Origin of the sequence: Micromonospora sp. NPDC049101, assembly GCF_040648675.1 — a bacterium.
In the GTDB taxonomy this organism is placed as follows: domain Bacteria; phylum Actinomycetota; class Actinomycetes; order Mycobacteriales; family Micromonosporaceae; genus Micromonospora.
The window spans coordinates 1-3094 of sequence record NZ_JBEZED010000065.1; the positions used below are offsets into that span (position 1 = coordinate 1).

Annotated in this window: 4 protein-coding genes and 1 pseudogene; 1 reads left to right on the plus strand and 4 read right to left on the minus strand. The window is 73.2% G+C overall.

The window, feature by feature from the left end:
- The 3 genes and pseudogenes from AB0B57_RS36755 to AB0B57_RS36765 form a co-directional block, all read right to left on the minus strand.
- Positions 1 to 319, minus strand: a pseudogene (locus AB0B57_RS36755) (hypothetical protein); the annotation flags it as partial.
- Positions 320 to 414: 95 nt separating this feature from the next.
- Positions 415 to 1125, minus strand: coding sequence for a hypothetical protein (locus tag AB0B57_RS36760; protein ID WP_357081080.1), 711 nt, complete (start codon positions 1123 to 1125; stop codon positions 415 to 417).
- Entirely contained in the window at positions 1118 to 1699 is a 582-nt protein-coding gene (locus AB0B57_RS36765; protein WP_357081083.1) for an RNA polymerase sigma factor, read from the minus strand. Before AB0B57_RS36765 ends, AB0B57_RS36760 begins: the two co-directional genes overlap by 8 nt.
- A 118-nt stretch (positions 1700 to 1817) precedes the next feature.
- Between AB0B57_RS36765 and AB0B57_RS36770 the strand changes: the two genes are divergently transcribed.
- Positions 1818 to 2153, plus strand: coding sequence for a hypothetical protein (locus tag AB0B57_RS36770; protein ID WP_357081086.1), 336 nt, complete (start codon positions 1818 to 1820; stop codon positions 2151 to 2153).
- A gap of 11 nt (positions 2154 to 2164) precedes the next feature.
- Here AB0B57_RS36770 and AB0B57_RS36775 read toward each other — a convergent pair whose 3' ends face one another.
- Positions 2165 to 2872, minus strand: coding sequence for an MBL fold metallo-hydrolase (locus tag AB0B57_RS36775; RefSeq protein WP_357081088.1), 708 nt, complete (start codon positions 2870 to 2872; stop codon positions 2165 to 2167).
- Between the last annotated feature and the right edge of the window lie 222 nt (positions 2873 to 3094).

Consider the following 3094-nt stretch of genomic DNA (forward strand, 5'->3'; position numbering starts at 1 on the left):
TCGGGTCGGGCGAGGTCGTGGCGGCGCGGGCCACCCACAGGATCTTGTTGTTCGACCCGTCCTCGCGGACCTGGCGCAGCGGATGAGCGAACAGCACCGCCACGATGTCACCGGTCTTGCCGAAGACGTGCGGGACCCGGCTGACCCCGTGGAACCCGGCGTCCGCCCAGTCGGGCAGCGACGTCGTCTCGACCGGCGCGTGACAGCCCGTCGCGGCGCTCGCGCTCGCGCCGCTCGCCGCGCTCGCCGTGGTGGCGCTCGGCGCGGCCGACCCGCCGTTGGCCGTGGTCGTGCACCCCGCCAGCAGAACCACAGACACCGCCAGCAGCGACCTGCCCCATGAACCCATCTCGACCCCTCCGGTACGCCTCGACGACTCGCATCTTCAGGACACCTGTCGCGCCCGTCCGGTTCCTAGTGCAGTGAGCGGGCGATCTCGATCGCCTCGGCCTGGGTGAGGGCGCCCTCGATCCGGTAGCTCACGTCGGCGTCCTGCCAGATCAGGGTCGAGGCGGCCAGCCGGGCGCTCTCCTGGCGGACAGTCCCGGCCCGGTCCACGTACGACAGGACGTGCGGGCCGTCGACCCACACGGCGAAGTCGCCGTTGACCTGGACCCACTCCGCGCCCGGTGGGGTGACCTCCTTGTGGAAGGACAGGTTGAGGCGACCGTCGAACGCGTCCACGCGCAGCGCGCCGCCGTCGTAGAGCAGCGTCGCCACCCGGCAGACGCCCGTCGGGCCGGGGTCGGCGACCAGCACCCGCTCAGGGGGACCCAGCTTCGCCGGCAGGCGGATCGGGAACCGTACCGCCCGCTGTGCCTCGTCCAGGCCGGCGGGGCGCTGCCCGGGCAACGGCGAGACGGCACCGCTGGGCAGCGTCGGTGCGGGCGAGGTGGCGATGCTGACGCCGGCGAAGCGCAGCAGCCCCGTCACGGCGTCGGCGACGGCGGCCCGGGTCGGCGGCAGCACCGCCACGACCAGCGCGGCGAGCGCCGCCGCGGCGAGCGGGCGCCACCGGCGCACGGGCCGGTGCAGCCGTACGCGGACGGGGGCGCGCACGTCGGGCGGCTCGGGCGTGTCCAGCCAGGCGGACAGCTCACGCAGCTCCCGTTCGAGGTCACCCATGCCGGACCTCCTCCCGGTCGAGCAGGCCGCGAAGCTTCGCCAACGCCCGGGACGTGCGCGACTTCACCGTGCCCCGGGGCCAGCCCAGCGCCGCCACCGTCTCCTCCTCGCTGAGGTCGAGGAAGAAGCGGCAGACGATCACCTCGCGGTCCCGTACCGGCAGTTGCCGCAGGGCCCGGACCAGCGCGGCGCGGCGTTCCCCGGCGAGGACCGCGCCGACCGCCCCGTCCTCGGTGATCTCCGACATCGGGTCCGCTGCCGCCGCCCGCAGGACGAGTCCGTCGCGCCGGCCCCGGGAGCGGTGCAGGTTGCGGGTCTCGTTGGCGACGATCGCGAGCAGCCACGACCGGAAGGACGACTCGCCCCGATAACGGGACAGCTTGCGGTACGCCTTCACAAACGCCTCCTGGATGACGTCCTCGGAGTCCGAGCCCGCGCCGAGCAGCACCGCCGTCCGGTACGCGGACGCGGTGTGCCGGGTGACCAGGAGGTCGTACGCCTCCAGGTCACCGGAGCGGGCGCGGGTGACGAGCGCGTCGTCGTCCAGGGGAACCTCCGTTCGGATCACACTCATGACACCGCCCACCCGCCGCGGGTTCCAGCCCTCGTCAGATCAGCTGTCTCCCATCGGGCGTGCAGCGTATTGCCAGGAATCGGTGCTGCACTGGAGGGCGTCGAGGGAAGGGGTTGGCATGAGCTGGTTCAGTCGCCGGTCACGGGGTGCCGAGGCGACCCCGACGAAGCTGGACCGGGAGGCGACCCGGGACGATCTCGCCGCGCTGGAGGCGTTCGTCACGAGTCGGCGCGGGGTGGAGTTCTACCTGGAGCCGGAGACCACCGCGACGGACACCACGGTGGTGGCGATCGCCCACGACGGCGAGTGGATCCGTCGCCGTACCGGCACACCACGCGCGGCCGGGTCCATCGCCCGCAAGCACGCGGTGCCGCTGTACGAGGCGGGCCGCACCGGCTACCCGGAACGGATGCGGGTGTGGAACCGGGCCCATCCGGAGCGCCACGCCCGCTGAGGCTCGACCGCTCAGCCGGCGCCGACGGCCGCGCGGGCCTGCTCACGTGTCATCGGCTCGGCGTGGCTGGAGACGTACCAGTGGTAGGTGTCGTCGAGCAGTCGCCGGACCAGGGCCAGGTCGAGGCCGTCTTCCGGGCGGCGCAGGTGTGCCGGCGGCGGGTAGAAGCAGTCGCCCAGCAGCATGACGCCCGAGTCCGGCACCAGCACCACCGTCGAGTCCGGCGCGTGGCCGCCACCGACGTGACGCAGCCGAACCCCGACCGGCAGCTCGGCCACGTCGGCGAAGGTCCGGCGCGGCGGCAGGACGGCGAACCCCTCCCAGGAGTCCACCGCGAGCGCCCGGGCCCGGAAGCTCGGGCCGAGGCGTGGATCGGCGCGTACCTGCTCGCGCAGATAGTGGTGACTCCACGGGCGGGCGGCCTCGGCGCGCAGCAACGGTACGGCCGACTCGTGCCCGACGATCTCCACGTCGGGCCAGGCGCAGGCGCCCCAGACGTGGTCCCAGTGGTGGTGGGTGTAGACGAGCCAGCGTGGCTGCGGCAGGCCGGCGGCGGTCAGCGCGGCCTGGATCTCCCGGGCGTGCGCGGGGCTCTGCCCAGCGTCGATCATCACACTGCCGCGCTCGTCGGCGACGACGGCGACGCCGGCCTGGACCGCGTCCGGGTCGGGATCGCCCGGACAGAGCCAGACCCGGCCGGCGAGGTGGTGGAATCGCATGGCGACGATGGTGATCGACCCCCGAGATTGATCGCGGACGTTGGGCCAGTGGCCGCCGATCCTAGGTGAGGGTGTCGACCGGCACCGCGCGGCCGGATGATCGGCGCAGGTCAGAGTCCCTCGGCCATCCTAATGAGTTCTGGGGAGCGGGCTATCCGGCAAGCTCCTGGTGGGTAGGTAGCCGCTGGCGGATGAGCACTTATGCCTCCTGGGCGTTGAGCC

What these genes read in the sequence shown, in the direction of transcription:
- AB0B57_RS36760 (WP_357081080.1), bottom strand. Translation starts at nt 1,125, where the DNA reads ATGGGTGACCTCGAACGGGAGCTGCGTGAGCTGTCCGCCTGGCTGGAC.
- AB0B57_RS36765 (WP_357081083.1), bottom strand. Translation starts at nt 1,699, where the DNA reads ATGAGTGTGATCCGAACGGAGGTTCCCCTGGACGACGACGCGCTCGTC.
- AB0B57_RS36770 (WP_357081086.1), top strand. Translation starts at nt 1,818, where the DNA reads ATGAGCTGGTTCAGTCGCCGGTCACGGGGTGCCGAGGCGACCCCGACG.
- AB0B57_RS36775 (WP_357081088.1), bottom strand. Translation starts at nt 2,872, where the DNA reads ATGCGATTCCACCACCTCGCCGGCCGGGTCTGGCTCTGTCCGGGCGAT.